This window comes from Krasilnikoviella flava, assembly GCF_900167525.1.
GTDB lineage: Bacteria > Actinomycetota > Actinomycetes > Actinomycetales > Cellulomonadaceae > Isoptericola > Isoptericola flavus.
On the sequence record NZ_FUZQ01000007.1, the window covers coordinates 37,517 to 54,990 of the forward strand.

At 73.8% G+C, this 17,474-nt stretch carries 14 protein-coding genes and 3 tRNA genes; 13 read left to right on the plus strand and 4 right to left on the minus strand.

Annotated elements, in window-relative coordinates; genetic code table 11:
• On the plus strand, positions 1–1,740 hold the full coding sequence (locus B5Y66_RS18260) for an ABC-F family ATP-binding cassette domain-containing protein (protein WP_079576059.1): 1,740 nt from the start codon (positions 1–3) through the stop codon (positions 1,738–1,740).
• A gap of 46 nt (positions 1,741–1,786) precedes the next feature.
• A complete protein-coding gene (locus B5Y66_RS18265; protein WP_139820978.1) occupies positions 1,787–4,063 on the plus strand; it encodes a DEAD/DEAH box helicase in 2,277 nt (758 codons plus the stop codon).
• Here the strand turns inward: B5Y66_RS18265 and B5Y66_RS18270 are convergent.
• Positions 4,060–4,704: a Pr6Pr family membrane protein gene (locus B5Y66_RS18270; RefSeq protein ID WP_245807209.1), complete on the minus strand. Its 645-nt coding sequence runs from the start codon at positions 4,702–4,704 to the stop codon at positions 4,060–4,062. The genes B5Y66_RS18265 and B5Y66_RS18270 overlap by 4 nt on opposite strands.
• On the minus strand, positions 4,701–5,273 hold the full coding sequence (locus tag B5Y66_RS18275) for an NUDIX hydrolase family protein (protein WP_079576060.1): 573 nt from the start codon (positions 5,271–5,273) through the stop codon (positions 4,701–4,703). The genes B5Y66_RS18270 and B5Y66_RS18275 overlap by 4 nt, the downstream gene beginning before the upstream one ends.
• A 126-nt stretch (positions 5,274–5,399) precedes the next feature.
• Between B5Y66_RS18275 and trxA the strand changes: the two genes are divergently transcribed.
• Complete coding sequence (gene trxA, locus B5Y66_RS18280; RefSeq protein ID WP_079576061.1) at positions 5,400–5,777, plus strand: thioredoxin; 378 nt, start codon at positions 5,400–5,402, stop codon at positions 5,775–5,777.
• Between the two features lie 69 nt (positions 5,778–5,846).
• Here the strand turns inward: trxA and B5Y66_RS18285 are convergent.
• Together B5Y66_RS18285 and B5Y66_RS18290 are read right to left on the minus strand one after the other, a co-directional pair.
• A tRNA-Leu gene (locus B5Y66_RS18285) sits at positions 5,847–5,927 on the minus strand.
• Between the two features lie 25 nt (positions 5,928–5,952).
• Positions 5,953–6,459, minus strand: a complete 507-nt coding sequence (locus B5Y66_RS18290) for a peroxiredoxin (RefSeq protein ID WP_079576062.1) — start codon at positions 6,457–6,459, stop codon at positions 5,953–5,955.
• A 140-nt stretch (positions 6,460–6,599) separates the two neighbouring features.
• On the opposite strand from B5Y66_RS18290, the gene B5Y66_RS18295 reads away from it, so the two are divergent.
• From B5Y66_RS18295 to B5Y66_RS18340, 10 genes are all read left to right on the plus strand, one after another.
• Positions 6,600–6,896: a GroES family chaperonin gene (locus tag B5Y66_RS18295; RefSeq protein WP_079576322.1), complete on the plus strand. Its 297-nt coding sequence runs from the start codon at positions 6,600–6,602 to the stop codon at positions 6,894–6,896.
• A gap of 34 nt (positions 6,897–6,930) precedes the next feature.
• Complete coding sequence (locus B5Y66_RS18300; RefSeq protein ID WP_176168936.1) at positions 6,931–8,121, plus strand: acyl-CoA dehydrogenase family protein; 1,191 nt, start codon at positions 6,931–6,933, stop codon at positions 8,119–8,121.
• Positions 8,122–8,225: 104 nt separating this feature from the next.
• A tRNA-Lys gene (locus B5Y66_RS18305) sits at positions 8,226–8,301 on the plus strand.
• A gap of 87 nt (positions 8,302–8,388) precedes the next feature.
• Positions 8,389–8,464, plus strand: a tRNA-Lys gene (locus tag B5Y66_RS18310).
• A gap of 211 nt (positions 8,465–8,675) precedes the next feature.
• Positions 8,676–12,662, plus strand: coding sequence for a metallophosphoesterase (locus B5Y66_RS18315; RefSeq protein ID WP_139820979.1), 3,987 nt, complete (start codon positions 8,676–8,678; stop codon positions 12,660–12,662).
• Positions 12,659–13,891 carry a HupE/UreJ family protein gene (locus B5Y66_RS18320; protein WP_079576065.1) on the plus strand — a complete coding sequence of 411 codons (1,233 nt, stop codon included), beginning with the start codon at positions 12,659–12,661 and terminating at the stop codon, positions 13,889–13,891. Before B5Y66_RS18315 ends, B5Y66_RS18320 begins: the two co-directional genes overlap by 4 nt.
• Before the next feature lie 61 nt (positions 13,892–13,952).
• Positions 13,953–14,357 (plus strand): pilus assembly protein CpaE, encoded by a 405-nt coding sequence (locus B5Y66_RS18325; protein WP_079576066.1) that lies wholly within the window; start codon positions 13,953–13,955, stop codon positions 14,355–14,357.
• Between the two features lie 48 nt (positions 14,358–14,405).
• A complete protein-coding gene (trmB, locus tag B5Y66_RS18330; protein WP_407656408.1) occupies positions 14,406–15,266 on the plus strand; it encodes a tRNA (guanosine(46)-N7)-methyltransferase TrmB in 861 nt (286 codons plus the stop codon).
• Between the two features lie 139 nt (positions 15,267–15,405).
• On the plus strand, positions 15,406–15,753 hold the full coding sequence (locus B5Y66_RS18335) for a DUF485 domain-containing protein (RefSeq protein ID WP_079576067.1): 348 nt from the start codon (positions 15,406–15,408) through the stop codon (positions 15,751–15,753).
• A 14-nt stretch (positions 15,754–15,767) separates the two neighbouring features.
• Entirely contained in the window at positions 15,768–17,411 is a 1,644-nt protein-coding gene (locus B5Y66_RS18340) for a solute symporter family protein (RefSeq protein WP_407656412.1), read from the plus strand.
• Positions 17,412–17,474 lie beyond the last annotated feature (63 nt).

Genomic DNA, 17,474 nt, shown 5'->3' on the forward strand with positions numbered 1-17,474 from the left:
GTGCAGCTCACCGCCACGGACCTCGCGTTCGCCTATCCCGGCCGCCCGGTCCTCGACGGCGTGAGCCTGCGGGTGTCCGACGGCACCCGCCTGGGCGTGGTGGGCGAGAACGGCTCCGGAAAGTCGACGCTGCTGCACCTGCTTGCCGGCGACCTGCAGCCCGCCCGCGGCGGGATCCGTCGCAAGGGGAGCGTCGCGCTGGTGGAGCAGGAGCTCGTCACCACGCCCGGCCAGACGGTCGGGGACCTGGTGCGGGGCACGCTCGCCGGGCTGCGGGCGCTCGCCGCCGAGATCGAGGCCGAGGCCGCGGCGTTCGACCACGAGACGGGCGACCTGCGGCGGCTGTCCGGCCTGCTCGCGCGCGCCGAGCACCTGGCCGCGTGGGACGCCGACCGCCGGGTCGAGGTGGCCCTGACCCGGCTGGACGCGGTGCGCGACCCCGACCGCCGTCTCGACACCCTGTCCGTCGGCCAGCGGTACCGCGTGCGGCTCGCGTGCCGGCTCGCCGAGCGGGCGGACCTGCTGCTCCTGGACGAGCCGACCAACCACCTCGACGACTCCGCGATCGAGTTCCTCACCGGCGAGCTGATCGCCTGGCGCGGCGGGGTCGTGGTCGTGACGCACGACCGCGAGCTGCTCGACGACGTCGCCACGGCGATCCTCGACCTCGACCCCTCGATGGACGGCAAGCCCGTCCTGTACGGGCAGCCCGGCTACCTGGCGTACCGGTTCGCCAAGAACCAGGCCCTGCACCGGTGGCGGCAGCGCTACCGCGCGGAGCAGGAGCGCGCCCGCGTGCTCGCCGAGCGCCTCGACGCCTCGTACGAGGGGCTGTCTGACGAGTGGCGCCCGGCGAAGGGGTCGCAGAAGCACCGCCGCGCGACGCGCGCCCGCATCCACGTCAAGGCCGCCGACCGGCTGGTCGAGAAGCTCGAGGCCGAGGCCGTCGAGGTGCCCGTGCCGCCGGCGCGGCTCGCGTTCCCGGACCTGCCCGCGATGTCGCCCGGCTGGGACGCGGGCGACCCGCTCGTCGAGCTCCGCTCGCCGCGGGTCGTGGCGGACCCCTGGGCCCTTCGACAGGCTCAGGACGGCGCCGGCTCGGGGCGGCGAGACGGCGACGGCGTCCGGGTCGACCTGCCCGGCACGCGTGTCGCGATCCCACCGTCGGGCCGGCTGCTGGTCGTCGGGCCCAACGGGGCCGGCAAGTCGACCCTGCTGGCGGCGCTCGCGGGCCGGGTGCCGCTGGCGCGCGGGACCCGCACCGTGACCGCGGGGGCACGGCTGGGCATCGTGGCGCAGGAGACGGCGCTCGCGGCCGGCGCCGAGACCCGCGCCCCGGCGCTGGACGTCGTGGACATCGCGGACGCCGGCGACGCGGGGCCGCGTTCCGGGTTCGACGCGTACGCGGCGGAGGCGCTGGAGCTGCTGCAGCGCGGCGAGCTGGACCCGGAGCACGTGGTGCCCGTGGCCGCCCTCGGCCTGCTGAGCGAGGAGGACCTGGAGCGGCCGCTCGCGGAGCTGTCGGCGGGGCAGCGGCGCCGGTTCGAGCTCGCGCGGGCGCTCCTGCACGCGCCCCACGTGCTGCTGCTCGACGAACCCACCAACCACCTGTCGGTGGACCTCGTGGACGAGCTGACCCGCGCGCTGATCGCCACGCCCGCCGCCGTCGTCGTCGCCACCCACGACCGGCGCATGCGCGCCGACCTCGCGGACTGGCCGGTGCTCGACCTCTCCGCCTGACCGCAGGTCGACGACCGTGCGAGAGGCCGGTGACTACCCTCGGCTCGTGGCCGCCGAACCTCCCATCCCCGTCGAGGAACCTGTCGCGCCCGGGCGCGAGGCCCGCGCGCTGGTCGCACGCCACGCCGGCCGCAGGGACGGCGCACGGGCGATCCTGGACCACCTCGACGCGGCCGTCGTCACCGTCGCGGCCTGGGTGCGGGACGACGAGCGCCGGCGCGTCCGCGAGGAGCTGGAACGCGTCGACACGGCGCGCCTGGGCGAGACCACCGACCGCAACCTGCGGCTGTCCGCCGTCCAGGCGGCCGGCTACTTGACTGCCGCGGACCTCCTCGACGTCGGGCCGCGCGACCTCGCGGCCCTGCCCGGGGTCGGGGAGACGACGGCACGCGGCGTGGTGGCCGCTGTCGGGCAGCTGGCGGAGGCCGCCGTCGCGCTGCACCCGCTGCGGATCGGGATCGACCGGGCGGGGCTGCCGACGCCGGCCGGCGCGGACCGGCTCCTGGCGTCCCTCCACCGGGTCATGCGGCTGCGCCCGCTCGTCGCACCGCACCGCACCGCGCTGACGGACTACGCGGCGAGCGTGGCCGCCGCCCTGCCCGTCGCGGCGCGCGCCCGGCACCTCGCGCGGTGGTGGACGGCGCGGGCGTCCACACGCCGGGCCGCGCGCGAGGCGCTGGCCTCGTTGCGCGCCTGGGACCGCTCGGGTTTCGGCACACACCTGGACGTGACGCTCGCCACGCTCGCTGCCGGTGTCGAGGAGCCCGACCCCGGGGTGCTCGCGCTGGCCGCCGACTTCGAGAAGCGGTCCGCCGAGTACTACGCGGTGCTGGTCGACATCGTGCCCCAGGCGCAGGACGCCCTCGCGGCACGCGGGCTCCTGCCGCAGGACCTGGTCGACCGCGTCGAGGCCCGCCCGCTCGACGTCGGCGCGATGCGCGTCCCCCTGCGCGGCTACCAGGAGTTCGGCGCCCGGTTCGTCCTCAACCAGGGACGGGCGCTGCTCGGCGACGAGATGGGGCTCGGCAAGACCGTGCAGGCGCTCGCGGTCATGGCCCACCTGACGGCGCAGGGCGAAGGGCGGTTCCTCGTGGTCTGCCCGGCCAGCCTGCTCGCGAACTGGGCGAGGGAGGTGGAGGACCGCACCTCGTTGACGTCCCACCGTATGCACGGCGAGGGACGGGCCGGCGCGATCGCGGCGTGGGAGTCGCGCGGCGGCGTCGGCCTCACCACCTTCGAGGGCCTCGCGCACGTGCCCGACGTCGGCGACGTCGCTCTCGTCGTCGTCGACGAGGCGCACTACGTGAAGAACCCCCGCACGCGACGGTCCCGGGCGGTGGGCCGCTGGGCCCGCCGGGTGTGGCGGGTGCTGTTCCTCACCGGCACCCCGATGGACAACCGGCTCGAGGACTTCCTGGAGCTCGTCCGCATGCTGCAGCCCGACCTCGTCGCGCAGCTGCCGGGCCACCTGGGGCTGCTGGGTCCTGACGCCTTCCGGCGGGTCGTCGCGCCGGTCTACCTGCGGCGCAACCAGGAGGACGTGCTCGTCGAGCTGCCCGAGATCATCGCCGCCGACGACTGGGTCGACCTCACCGCGGCCGACGACCGTGCCTATCGGGACGCCGTCGCCGCCGGCAACCTCATGGCGATGCGGCGAGCGGCCTGGGTCGCGGGCGCCGACGGCGACTTCAGGGCGTGCGCCAAGCTGACGCGGCTGCTGGAGATCGTCGATGAGGCGCGCGACGAGGGGCGGGGCGTGGTCGTCTTCTCCACCTTCCGCGACGTGCTGGACACGGTGGTCACGGTGCTCGGATCCCGGGGCGTGCCGGTGCACGGGCCCCTGACCGGTGACGTCCCCGTCGCCGAGCGCATGGGGCTCGTGGACGGGTTCGTCTCCGACGACGACGCTCCGGTGCTCGTGGCCCAGATCGCCGTCGGAGGGACCGGGCTCAACCTCCAGGCGGCGAGCGTCGTCGTGCTGTGCGAGCCGCAGCTCACCCCGGCCGCCGAGGATCAGGCGGTCGCGCGGCTGCACCGGATGGGCCAGGTCCGCACGGTCCGGGCCCACCGGCTGCTCGCGGAGGACGGTGTGGACGAGCGGGTCGTGGAGCTGCTCGCCGGGAAGCAGAAGGTGTTCGACGAGTACGTCCGCACGTCGAGCGTGGCGGCCGCGGCCGTGTCGGCGGTGGACGTCACCGTGGGAGCCCTCGCCCGGGACGTCGTGGCCTGGGAGCAGGCACGTCTCGGCTACGGGCCGTGCTGGGACGGTCTGGACGACGACGGGGGCGACGGGGGCGGCCTGGGCGAGACGGCCGTGTCCTAGCGTCGGCGGTCGGGCGCCGCGGGCAGACGGCGGTCCGCCCAGAGCGCCACGAGGGCGAGCAGGAGGAACATGGCCGCGACGAGGGCGGCGTTGACCAGCGCGCGCGCCAGGCCCAGCTCGCCGACGTCGAGGAACGGGTACGGGTACCAGCCCACGACCGCGCCGCGCACGAAGGTGTAGCCGATCCATGCCAGCGGCCCGACGACGGACCAGCCCACCGTGACCGCGTCGACCCGGGGGCGCGGCCCGGCGAGGAGCCACACGACCACCGCGAGCACGGGCGACGCCATGTGCAGGAGCACGTTCGACAGCTGACCTGCCTGCGTGAGCCCGGGCACCGTGCCGGCGAGCACCGTGTTGTAGACGACGCCGGTGACGACGATGCACAGCAGCGCATCCAGGTGCGCGACGCGCAGCAGCCGGCCGTCGCGCGCCGGGTGGAGCGCCAGGAGCACGGAGACCGCACCGATGCCGACGTTGGACAGGATCGTGAAGTAGGAGAACAGCCGGACCAGCCGCTCCGTCGTGGTGCCCGCCGCGCCCGGGCCGTCGACGAGCGCGATGACGAGCTCCATGAGCACGCCCCCGAGGGCGGGGAGCGCGACGAGCAGGTGCGCGGCGGTCGCCGTCCGGCGGCTCACGTCAGGCGGCCGGCCCAGGCCATCGCCTGCTTCACGAGGGTGCCCTGGCCGTGGATCATCTCGGCCTGCACGGTGTCGCTGCACGCCTCCTCCGGCGTGAGCCACGCCAGGTCGAGCGCGTCCTGCTGCGGGCGGCAGTCGCCCGTCACCGGGACCACGTACGCCAGGGACACGGCGTGCTGGCGGGGGTCGTGGTACGGCGTGATGCCGGGGGTGGGGAAGTACTCAGCCACGGTGAACGGCTGGGGCGACGCCGGCACCTGCGGCAGCGCGACCGGGCCCAGGTCCTTCTCGATGTGCCGCAGCAGCGCGTCGCGCACCCGCTCGTGGTAGAGGACGCGGCCCGAGACGAGCGCCCGGGTCATGGTGCCGAGCGGCGTGACGCGCAGCAGCAGCCCGACGGCGACCACGTCGCCGGAGTCGTCGACGCGCACCGGCACGGCGTCGACGTAGACGACGGGGAGCTGCGCGCGCACGGCCGCAAGGTCCTCCGGGCTGAGCCAGCCCGCGGGCTGTGGCTCGTCGCGGTAGAACTCGTCGTCTGGAGGAAACTCGGCCGTGTCCGTCACAGGTCGTTTCTACCAGCCCGCACCCCGCGCCACCCCGTCGCAGCGCGCCGTGACGGGTGCCCCGGGAATACTGGGGAGCGTCCCGGCGCTGTGCGCAGGAGACCCCCTGATGGAAGGACGACACCCATGGCCACCGTCGAGCTGACCGACGACACGTTCGAGAAGACCGTCACCGACAACGACATCGTGCTGGTCGACTTCTGGGCCGAGTGGTGTGGCCCGTGCAAGCAGTTCGCGCCGGTCTTCGAGGCCTCGTCCGAGGAGAACGCGGACGTGGTGCACGCCAAGATCGACACCGAGGCCCACCAGCGCATCGCCGCCGCCGCGGGCGTGACGGCCATCCCGACCCTCATGGCGTTCCGCGAGGGCGTGCTGGTCTTCAACCAGGCCGGCGCCCTGCCCCGCCCCGCGCTCAAGCAGGTCGTCGACGCCGTCAAGGGCCTCGACATGGACGACGTGCGCGCCCAGATCGCCGCCGAGAACAACGGCGCGCCGCAGGCCTGACCGCCGCACCGCCAGCACCACGGACGACGCCCGTCCCGGCTTCCCGGGGCGGGCGTCGTCATTCGCCGGTGCGCGAGGCGGGACTCGAACCCGCACGTCCGAAGACACTGGTTCCTAAGACCAGCGTGTCTGCCATTCCACCACTCGCGCGCCGGGCCAGTGTAGGCAGTCGGCGTCAGTCGAGGCCGAGGGTCTTGCGCACCCGCGCGACGTGACCGGTCGCCTTGACGTTGTACTGCGCGACGGCGACCTTGCCCTCCGGGTCGACGACGACGGTGGAGCGGATGACGCCCACGTACGTCTTGCCGTAGTTCTTCTTCTCGCCCCACGCGCCCCAGGCCTCGAGCGCCGTGTGCTCGGTGTCGGCGACGAGCGGGAACGTCAGCGCGTCGCGCTCGGCGAACGTCGCGAGCTTGTCCACGCCGTCGGGGGAGACGCCGACGACGGCGTAGCCGGCGCCCTGCAGGGACGCGAGCGAGTCGCGGAAGTCGCAGGCCTCGGTGGTGCACCCCGGCGTCATCGCGGCGGGGTAGAAGTACACGACGACGCCCTTGCGGCCGGGCTCGGCGAGCGCGTCGGCCAGCGAGAAGGTGCCGGTCGTGCGGCCGGTGCCGGACGCGTCGGGCAGGACGGCGGGCAGCTCGAGGGCGGGGGCGGTGTCGCCGACGGCGAGACGGGTCACGGGCACTCCTTGGTCTGGTGGCTGTCGTGCGGGCGGGGCCGTCGAGGCCGCACGCCCCGGCGTCGAGCGTAGACGTCCGCGTCGTCTAGCGTGGTGCCGTGACCGACGCTGCGCCTCGCACCGCACCCCTGCCCATCCGCATGCTGCACGACCGCCTGCTGGTGGAGCCCGAGGTGGACTCGTCGGAGCGGCAGTCGACGGCGGGCCTCGTGATCCCGGCCACCGCCGCCGGGGCCAAGCGGCTCGCGTGGGCCCAGGTGGTGGCGAAGGGCGAGCACGTGCGCCAGGTCGCCGTGGGCGACCGCGTGCTCTACGACCCGGAGGACCGGGCCGAGGTGGACCTCGGCGGCACCGACTACGTGCTCCTGCGCGAGCGCGACGTGCACGGTGTCACCGAGACCGAGGACGAGGGCGGCGCGACCGGCCTGTACCTCTGACGGCCCGGCCCGGCGTCGCTACGGTGGGCCCATGATGGGCGATCCCCTGGACCTGCTCGCGCTCGAGGACGAGCTGAGCGCCGCGGAGCGCGAGACCCGTGACCGGGTACGCGCGCTCGTCGACGAGCACGTGCGGCCGCACGTCGCGCGCTGGTTCGCGGACGGCGTCTTCCCGCTCGACCTGGTGCCGCACCTCGCGGAGGCGGGCCTGCTCGGCATGCACCTGCACGGGCACGGCTGCGCGGGTCGCTCGGCCGTCGAGTACGGGCTCGCGATGGCCGAGCTCGAGGCGGGCGACTCCGGGATCCGGACGTTCGTCTCCGTGCAGGGATCGCTGGCGATGTCGGCGATCGCGAAGCACGGCTCGACCGTCCAGCAGGAGCGCTGGCTGCCCGCCATGGCGACGGGCGACGCCATCGGCTGCTTCGCCCTCACCGAGCCCGCCGCGGGCTCCGACCCGGCGTCGATGACGACCACGGCGACCCGCGTGGGCGACGAGTGGGTGCTGTCGGGGCGCAAGCGCTGGATCGGGCTGGCGTCGGTGGCCGACGTCGCGGTGGTGTGGGCGCGCGCGTCGGACCCGGCGGACGAGACGGCGGCCGGCGCAGGCCGTGTGCGCGGCTTCCTCGTCCCGACGTCGACCCCGGGATTCGTCGCCACTCCCATCGAGCCCAAGCTGTCGCTGCGGGCGTCCCTGCAGTGCGACGTCGTGCTCGACGACGTGCGGCTCCCGGCGGACGCGATCCTGCCGCACCACCCTGGCCTGGCCGGTCCGTTCGCCTGCCTGGCGGAGGCCCGCTACGGGATCGCGTGGGGCGCTGCGGGCGCGGCGCGCGACTGCCTGGACGTGGCGCTGCGGCACGCGGGGGAGCGGGTCCAGTTCGGGCGCCCGCTCGCCGCGTTCCAGCTCACCCAGGCGAAGCTCGTGGACATGGCCCTGGAGGTCTCCGCCGCGCAGCTCCTGGCACTGCGGATCGGGCGGCTCAAGGATGCCGGGCGGCTCGAGCCGCACCAGGTCTCGGCTGCCAAGCTCGCGAACGTCCGGTCCGCGATCGACGTCGCCCGGACCGCCCGTACCGTCCTCGGCGGCGACGGCATCACCCTGGAGCACTCCCCGATGCGGCACGCCGCGAACCTCGAGTCGGTCCGCACGTACGAGGGCACCGACGAGGTGCACACCCTGATCCTGGGGCGTCACCTGACGGGCCACCAGGCGTTCCGCTGAGGGCGCCCGCCGCTGGCCGGACGGCTGTCGTGCAGGTCACAGCGCCGACCGGCCGGAACGGTTTCCCGGCAGCCCTGGACGGCTGGTAATGTTTCTCACCGCCAGCGCCATTAGCTCAATTGGCAGAGCAGCTGACTCTTAATCAGCGGGTTCGGGGTTCGAGTCCCTGATGGCGCACCAGCACGAGGTCCCCGTTCCGCGGGGGCCTCGTCGCGTGAGTGCATCGCGACCAGGCCCTTTCCGGGCCGGCTGCCGCCCTCTGGCCACGCGCCATTAGCTCAATTGGCAGAGCAGCTGACTCTTAATCAGCGGGTTCGGGGTTCGAGTCCCTGATGGCGCACCAGCAAGCCCCGTCCGGCACCGCCGGGCGGGGCTTTCTCGTGCTGTCCCGTCGCCCGGACCCCGCGTCCAGTGGTCGTCCAGTGTTCTCCCCGTCGCCCCCGGCACGCACCGGGGAGTTCACCCGCCGCCGGAACGCTGTCGTCCCGGGTGAGCCCGGGCTGCCTGGCGGGAGCGCCCTTCCCTTCATCGACGACAGGAAGGACGGCACGCTGATGCGGCCGAAACCCTCTGGACGCCTGCGCGCGTCCTCCCTCGCCGCCTGCGTGGTGGCGGCGTCGCTGGCGCTCCCCGCCGCCGGCGTCGCACCCGCCGCCGCGGCACCGACGGACCCGGACCCCGACCCGGCCGCGACGGTCGCCGCCGACGACCGGTTCCCCGGGTTCCCGGGCTGGACGGAGGGCACCGCGGCCTCGACGCACGGGAAGAAGCCCGGCAAGCCCACCGGACCCACCAAGCCCGGCACGGCGCCCACGCTGACCCCGAAGGACGGCACCCACCTCGAGGGCGCGGTGCGGTTCGCGGCGGGTCCGTCCACCGCGGGCGACCCGGTCGGCCGCATCACGGTGGACGGCGCGGACCTGCCCGGCCTCGAGTCGACGACGGGCACGTCCGCGCTGGCGTTCGACGTCGGCAGCAACTCGGCCGATGCCGCGTTCGGCAACTACCTCGTGGTCAACGGGCATCGCGTCGAGCAGGAGCGCACCTGGGTGTCGGAGCGCGTCTCGGTCCCCGTGCCGAACGCGTGGCTGGTCCAGGGCACGAACACGGTCGAGATCCACGCGGGCGGCCTCGACTCGTCGTGCGGCGTCAACTTCGACGACTTCGTGGTCTCCGAGGTGCAGCTCGAGCTGCTCGGCGAGACCGCGGGCGACACGGGGAACTCCTTCGGGTACTCGATGGGCGACGGCTCCTGCGGCAGCAACACCTCCTATGTCAAGGAGGCGACGGTGACGTTCGAGGTCGAGAACGCGCCGGGCGCCACCACGGGGCTCGCCGCCGACGTCGACACGACGACGCTCGCGAACGGCTCCCACCGGGTCGTCGCCACCACGCGGTCGGGCGCCACGGCCACGCACACCGTGCGCGTGAACAACGCCCCGGTCGGCGCGCCCGCGCTCTCGCCGGAGGACGGCACGCTCACGCGGGGCGTGCAGACCGTCACGGCGTCCGCGCCGGCCGACGGCGACGGCGGCACCGCCTCGCTGACCGTCGACGGCGAGCCCGCCGCCGGGCCCGCGACGCTCGGCGACGGGGTGTCGGTGTTCGCGTTCGACGTCGGCACGAACGCGGTCGAGACGCGCCACCAGAACCACCTGCTCGTCAACGGCACCCGGCTCGACCTGCGCGGCGAAGGCGGCCGCGACCTCGTGTCCGAGCGGGCCCAGGTGGGCGTCCCGAACCGCCTCCTGCGCCCCGGCGCGAACACGATCGCGCTGGTCGCCGGGGACGTCTCGTCCTCGTGCGGCGCGAACCTCGACGACTTCACGGCGTCGGACCTCGCGCTGAGCGTCGCCGACGGCACCGTCACCCCGCCGGAGGACCTGCAGGCCTCCTACGCGATGGGCGACGGCAGCTGCGGCTCCAGCACCACTGCGGTGCCCCAGGTCGAGCTCACGTGGACGGTCGACGCCCCCGCCGAGACCGCGTTCCCCGCGCTCGGGCACGGCGAGGCCACCGTCTCGTTCGTCGTCGGCTCCAACTCGCTCGACGGGTCCGCGCAGAACCTGCTGCGCGTCAACGGCGTCGAGCGACGCATCGACCAGACCGTCGTCGGCGGCCGCGGCGAGATCACGTTCCCGAACGAGTGGCTCCTGCCCGGCTGGAACGAGGTCGACGTCGTCGCCGGCGCCTTCGAGAACGACTGCAACCTCGACGACTTCACGATCTCCGACGTCGTGCTGACGCCGGCGTCCGGCACGGCGCAGCAGCAGAACGCGGCGGCGTCCTACGCCCTCGGCGACGGCACCTGCGGCTCCAACCTCAACTCCTTCCGCCAGGTCGACCTGCACTTCCTCGTCGACGCCCCGGCGCGCGGCCTGCGCGCCGACGTCGACACCGCCGACCTGGAGGACGGCGAGCACGAGCTGGCCGCGGCGTCCACCACGGGCGAGACCGCCACGCGCACGCTGGAGACGGACAACACGGCCCCGCGCGTCTCGTCGTCCACCCCCGCCGACGGCGCGGTGATCACCAGCGCCGTCCCGCTCGCGGTGGAGCTCACCGACGCGCACGGCGTGGTCGGCGACGCGCAGGTGACGCTCGACGGCGAGGCCGTCGCGCTCGGCGACCCGGTCGGCCCGGGCCTGCCCGCCGGCGAGCACACTCTCGAGGTGGTGACCGCGGACTCCCTCGGCAACACCGCCACGCGCGAGATCGCCGTCACCAGCGCGGGCGTGCCCGACGTCCCGACCGACCTGTCCCCGGCCACCGGGACCACCGGCGCCCAGGCGCCGGTCACCCTCTCGGCCCGCGTCGCCGGCCCCGACAAGGGCAACGTCACTGCGACGTTCGCGCAGGCGGACGTGCTGCTCCCCGGCGAGGTCCGGCAGGGCGCGGCCGACGCCGTCCCGACGGAGCTGAACCCTCGTGGGGCGACGAGGGCGCCGGCGAAGGGACTGGCCGCGGGCGACGGGAAGACGCTCGCCTCACCGCAGGCCGACGCCGTCGCCTACCAGCGCTTCGACGTGCGGGTGAAGACCCGCGAGGAGCACCCCGTGGTGCGCTGGAGCGGCACCGCCGACCCGGCGCGCGAGGTCGCTCTGCTGGCCTGGGACACCCGGGCGAAGGCATGGGACACGCTCGCGGCGTCGCGCGGCTCGGCGCAGGGCGACACCGTCCTCGTCGCGCCGGCCGGGCCCCAGCACCGCGACCGCGGCGTCGTGCACGTCATGGTGGCGGCCACCGACCCGTTCGCGGACGACCTCGACGCGGGCGAGGAGGGCTTCGCCGACCCGGCGGACTACGACTTCTCCATCGCGCACCTGACCGACACCCAGTACCTGTCCGAGGGCGCGGTCGAGCAGGAGACGGCCGAGGAGCGGGAGATCTGGGAGTCCGCGTACGCCGGCGTGACCGACTGGATCGCCGCGAACGCCGACGAGCGCAAGATCGCGTTCGTGTCGCACACCGGCGACCTCATCGAGAACAACATCCGCGAGCCGCAGGACGATGCCATGCGGGCGCAGGTGACCGGTGAGTTCGAGGTCTCGTCCCGGCACCAGGCGACCATCGACGGCATCCCGAACTCCGCGGTCGCCGGCAACCACGACAACTGGTCCGGGGCGGCGGGCGGTGCCGACATGTACAACCGGTACTTCGGCCCCGACCGGTACGAGGCCGCGGCCGAGTCCTGGGAGAACGCCGAGTACGGCTCCTGGCGCGAGGGCGACAGCTCCAACCACTACGTGCTGTTTTCCGCTGGCGGGCTGGACTTCGTCGCCGTGGGCATGGGTTACGGCGTCACCCGCGAGGAGGCCGAGTGGGCCGACGGGATCTTCGAGCGGTACTCCGACCGCAACGGCATCCTCATGACCCACGCGTACCTCGCCGCCAGCACGCAGAAGGACGGCCGGGACGCGGGCTTCGCCACCCCGGACGGCTCCCCGCTGTACAAGTACGTCGTCGAGCCGAACGACAACGTGTTCCTCGTGCTCGCCGGTCACGTGCACGGCGTCACGACCAACGTGAAGCCGAAGGTGGGGCAGATCGCCGACGGAGTCGTGGAGCTCCTCGCGGACTACCAGGCGTTCACGGTGCCCGCCGGTCGGGTGGGCCTCGGCACGATCGGCGGCTACGACCCGGCCGAGCGGCTGCGGTTCGGGGCGTCGTACTTCCGGATGCTGCAGTTCGACGTCGACCGGGCGGAGATGAGCGTGGACACCTACTCGCCGCTCCTCGACGACTTCGGGGCCGACGAGTGGGACCCGGACGCCCGGTACGACTCGACCGCCGACAACATGGTGCTCCCGGTGGACCTCACCACCCGCACCACGTCGCTGGTCACGGACTCGCTGGCCGTCTACGCGCCCACGCGCGTGATCGGGACGAGGACCGTGGCGTCCGGCGAGGTCGCGTCCGTGCGGTGGGACCGCCTGGAGCGGGACACGCAGTACGCGTGGGTCGTCACGGCGACCACGCGCGGCGGCGGCGTCACCGCCGCGGAGCCGGCGCTCCTCACCACCGCGGGCGGCAAGCGGTGACCTTCCCCACCCCCGCCAGGGCGGCGTCGCGTCGCGGCGCCGTCCTGGCGGCCCTCGCCGTCGCCGGGGCGGCCACCGTGCTGCCGGCCGGCCCCGCCGTCGCGCACGACGCCACGACCGACGCGTACGCGCAGGTAGCGGCCGCCGTCGGCGCGGACGTCCACGTCGAGCTCGACCTCGAGTACGACCTGCTCATGAAGTCCGCCTGGCTCACGGCCGAGGCCTACGACGCGCAGGGCCAGGCCGCCCAGGAGGCGCAGCTCGCGGCGCACGCCGAGGAGGTGGCGACGTACGTCACCGAGCGGTTCCAGGTGGCGGCCGGCGAGGACCTCTGCGACCCGGCGCTCGCGGCCGACCCGACCGTCGGCGACCGCGGCGGGAAGGCCTACGCGACGGTGGTGCTCGACTACTCCTGTCCGACCGGCGAGGAGACGCACACGCTGTTCAGCGCGCTCTTCCCCGACACCGAGTCGTTCGTGCACTCCACCGAGACGATGGTCGCCTACGAGCTCGACGACGAGGAGGGGTCGGCGGTGCTCACGCCGTCCGAGCCGACCGTGACCACGGGCGAGCACCGGACGCTGCACCGCCTGGGCGCGTTCTTCGTGCTCGGGGCGGAGCATCTGCTGCTGGGCCCCGACCACCTCCTCTTCCTGCTGGCGCTCATCGTCGGGTCGCGCCGGCTGCGGGACGTCGTGCTGGTGGCGACCGCGTTCACCGTGGCGCACTCCGTGACCTTCCTGCTCGCGGCGACGGGCGCCGTGAACGCGCCCGGCGCCGTCGTGGAGCCGGTCATCGCGATATCGATCGCGGCCGTCGCAGCCTGGCACCTCTGGGCCGTGCGCCCCGGGGCGCCGCCGCGCCTGCTGACGGGGCTCGACGGCGGGCCCGGGGGCACCGTCGAGCCGCGGCGCCGGCGCGACCTGGCGCGCGCGGACGTCATCCGGCTCGCCGTCGTGTTCGCCTTCGGCCTGGTGCACGGGCTCGGGTTCGCCGGCGCGCTGGGGCTCGACGAGCCCTGGTCGTGGGGCCTGCTCGGGTCGCTGCTCGTGTTCAACGTGGGCATCGAGGCGGTGCAGCTCTGCATCGTCGCGATCGTGTTCCCCCTCCTGGTGCTGCTGCGCCGCCGCTCCCCGCGCGTGGCGCGGTGGGTGACCGCCGTCGTGGCGGCCGGCGTCGCCCTGGTGGGAGTCTTCTGGTTCGTGCAGCGGGTGCTCGGTCTGGGCTGAGCCCGCGGGGCATCACCGGCGCCGGCGCGCGCCGGGCCGCGACCCGGCGCAGGATGAGGCGATGATCTCCACCGAGCTCGCGGCCCGGCTGCGCGACGCAGGGCTGGTCTGGCGACCGGCCGACGGCGACCGGTTCCGCATCGACGCGCCCGACCTCTCCGGGGACGTCTTCACCGTCAGCACCATGACGATCGAGGCCCACGACTACCCGACCGGCACCATTCTCGGCTTCAACGGCACCACCGAGTGGGCACTCGACTCGGTGGCCGTCGAGGACGCGCTGTGGCTGCCCCGCGAGGACCAGCTGCGCGACCTGCTGCGCACCACGTTCCGGGGCCTGACGCGTGCGGGGGAGCGGTACGAGGTCGAGGTGGAGCTGAGGGGCGAGCAGCGGACCTTCGCCGCCGACGACCCCGCAGAGGCGTACGGGGCGGCCCTGCTCGCCCTCGTCGGGCTGAGCACCTGACCGGGGGGCCGTGCCGGGGAGCGGGCGCCGCCCGTCTACCCTGGACCCGTGCCCGACCCCGTGACCTCCGAGCCTGCCGACGTACCCGCCGACGTGCCCGCCGACGTGCCCGCCGACGCGATCGTCGACGCGATCGCCGCCGAGCCGACCGGTGCGGCCCACCCCCGGTACCGGCGCCAGCCGGTCAGCTTCGTCCGGCGCAGCGCGCGCCTCACCACGGCGCAGCGCAAGGCGTGGGACACCCGCCGCGACCGGTACCTCGTGGACGTGCCGCGCGACGTCACGGTGGCGTCGGTCGACCCCGCCTGGCGGCTCGACCCGGCGCAGGTCTTCGGCCGCACGGCCCCGCTGGTGGTGGAGATCGGGTCCGGCCAGGGCGAGGCGATCGTCGCGGCCGCCGCGGCGCACCCCGAGCGCGACCACCTGGCCGTCGAGGTGTACACCCCCGGCCTGGCGCAGACCATCGTGCGGGCCGGGCACGCCGGCGCCGACCCGGGGCGGGACGGCGGTGCGCCGGGGAACGAGCTCGGCAACCTGCGGCTCGTCGAGGCGGACGCCGCGGAGCTGCTGGCCACGGCGCTGCCGGAGGCGTCGGTCGACGAGCTGTGGGTCTTCTTCCCCGACCCGTGGCACAAGTCGCGCCACCAGAAGCGACGCCTCGTCACGCCGGCGTTCGCCGCTGTCGTCGCCCGCGCGCTGCGGCCCGGCGGCGTGTGGCGGCTCGCCACGGACTGGTCGCACTACGCGGACCAGATGATCGAGGTGCTGGAGGCCAGCGACGACTTCCGCAACGCCCACGGTCCCGGGGTGCGCGCGCCCCGGTTCGACGGCCGCGTGCTCACGAGCTTCGAGAGGAAGGGTTCCGCCGCCGGGCGGGCCGCGACCGACCTGGAGTACGTGCGCGGCTGAGCCCGTGCGTGGCTGACCTGGGGACGCGCCTGGGTAGTGACTTGCGCCACACCGTCCGGCTCTAGCAGGGTGTGCCTCGCGAACGTTATCGACCGGGGCAGCGTGGCCTCGGCACCCCGCATGAGCCAACGGAGGCATCATGACCGACCTGTCCAAGGAAGGGCCACCACCCGGCGAGACCGAGTACCAGAGGGTGCAGCGGTCGGACGAGTTCCAGGGGCTGCGGCGCGCGTTCCGGAACTTCGTGTTCCCGATGACGGCGCTGTTCCTCGCCTGGTACTTCGTCTACGTCCTGCTCGCCAACTACGCCCACGACTTCATGAGCATCCGGCTGGGCGACAGCAACATCACGGTGGGGCTGCTGTTCGGGCTCGGGCAGTTCGTCTCCACCTTCGCTATCACGATGCTCTACGCCCGCTGGGCGAACAAGAAGTTCGACGCGCGGGCCGACGCGCTGCGCCGTGAGATCGAGGAGGGCGACCTGTGAGCGGCAACCTGACCCTGGCGGCCGACGGGACGGCCGGCGCGCCGACCGTCGTCGCGGCCGAGGCCACCGACATCGGCAACCCCTGGGTGAACATCGGCATCTTCGCCGCGTTCGTCCTGGTCACGCTCGTGATCGTGTTCCGCGCCTCGCGGCAGAACAAGTCCGCCGCCGACTTCTACGCTGGCGGGCGCAACTTCACCGGCCCGCAGAACGGCACCGCGATCGCCGGCGACTACCTGTCCGCCGCGTCCTTCCTCGGTATCTGCGGCGCCATCGCGCTCAACGGGTACGACGGCTTCCTCTACTCGATCGGGTTCCTGGTCGCCTGGCTCGTGGCGCTGCTGCTGGTGGCCGAGCTGCTGCGCAACACCGGCAAGTTCACGATGGCCGACGTGCTGTCCTTCCGGCTCCGCCAGCGTCCGGTGCGGATGGCGGCCGCGCTCGCGACCCTGCTCGTGGTGTTCTTCTACCTGCTCGCCCAGATGGCGGGCGCCGGCGGCCTCGTCGCCCTGCTCCTGGGTGTCGACAGCCGGGCCGGGCAGAGCCTCGTCATCGCCGTCGTCGGCGCGCTGATGATCCTCTACGTGCTGGTCGGCGGCATGAAGGGCACCACCTGGGTGCAGATCATCAAGGCGATCCTGCTCATCGCGGGCGCCGCGATCATGACGGTCTGGGTGCTGGCCCAGTACGGGTTCAACCTCTCCGACCTGCTCGGCGGTGCCGTCGAGGCGGCCGGGCCCGGCGGGGAGGCGCTGCTCGAGCCGGGCAAGCAGTACGGCGCGGACTCCACCTCCAAGCTGAGCTTCCTGTCGCTGGCCCTCGCGCTCGTGCTCGGGACGGCCGGCCTGCCGCACGTGCTCATGCGCTTCTACACCGTGCCGACGGCCAAGGAGGCCCGTCGATCGGTGGTCTGGGCCATCTGGCTCATCGGCATCTTCTACCTGTTCACCCTCGTGCTGGGCTACGGGGCGGGCGCGCTCGTGGGTCCGGAGGCGATCAACAACGCCCCCGGCGGCGTGAACTCGGCGGCGCCGCTGCTGGCGTTCGCCCTCGGCGGCGAGATCCTGCTCGGGCTCATCTCGGCGGTCGCGTTCGCGACGATCCTCGCGGTGGTGGCGGGGCTGACGATCACCGCGGCGGCCAGCTTCTCCCACGACATCTACGCCAACGTCATCAAGAAGGGGCAGGTCAAGCCCGACTCCGAGGTGCGCATCGCGCGCTGGACGGTGGTGGTGATCGGCGTCATCGCCATCGTGGGCGGCATCTTCGCCCAGAACCAGAACGTCGCGTTCCTCGTGGCGCTCGCCTTCGCGGTGGCGGCCTCCGCGAACCTGCCGACCATCGTGTTCTCGCTGTTCTGGAAGCGGTTCAACACCTCGGGCGCGCTGTGGAGCATCTACGGCGGGCTGGTCTCCTGCATCGTGCTCATCGTCCTGTCGCCCACCGTGTCGGGGGACGAGAAGGCGATGTTCCCGGGCGCTGACTTCGCCGTCTTCCCGCTGACGAACCCGGGCCTGGTGTCCATCCCGCTGGGCTTCCTCCTGGGCATCGTCGGTACCTTCCTGTCCAAGGAGAAGCCGCACCCGGAGAAGTTCGCCGAGATGGAGGTCCGCTCCCTCACCGGTGCCGGTGCCGAGAAGGCGACCGCCAAGCACTGACGGAATGCACGGAGAAGGGCCCCGAGGATCGCTACCTGATCCTCGGGGCCCTTCCTCGTGCGC

Coding starts and splice junctions, on each gene's coding strand:
- trxA (WP_079576061.1), top strand. CDS start 5,400: ATGGCCACCGTCGAGCTGACCGACGACACGTTCGAGAAGACCGTCACC.
- B5Y66_RS18295 (WP_079576322.1), top strand. CDS start 6,600: ATGCTGCACGACCGCCTGCTGGTGGAGCCCGAGGTGGACTCGTCGGAG.
- B5Y66_RS18300 (WP_176168936.1), top strand. CDS start 6,931: ATGGGCGATCCCCTGGACCTGCTCGCGCTCGAGGACGAGCTGAGCGCC.
- B5Y66_RS18315 (WP_139820979.1), top strand. CDS start 8,676: ATGCGGCCGAAACCCTCTGGACGCCTGCGCGCGTCCTCCCTCGCCGCC.
- B5Y66_RS18325 (WP_079576066.1), top strand. CDS start 13,953: ATGATCTCCACCGAGCTCGCGGCCCGGCTGCGCGACGCAGGGCTGGTC.
- B5Y66_RS18335 (WP_079576067.1), top strand. CDS start 15,406: ATGACCGACCTGTCCAAGGAAGGGCCACCACCCGGCGAGACCGAGTAC.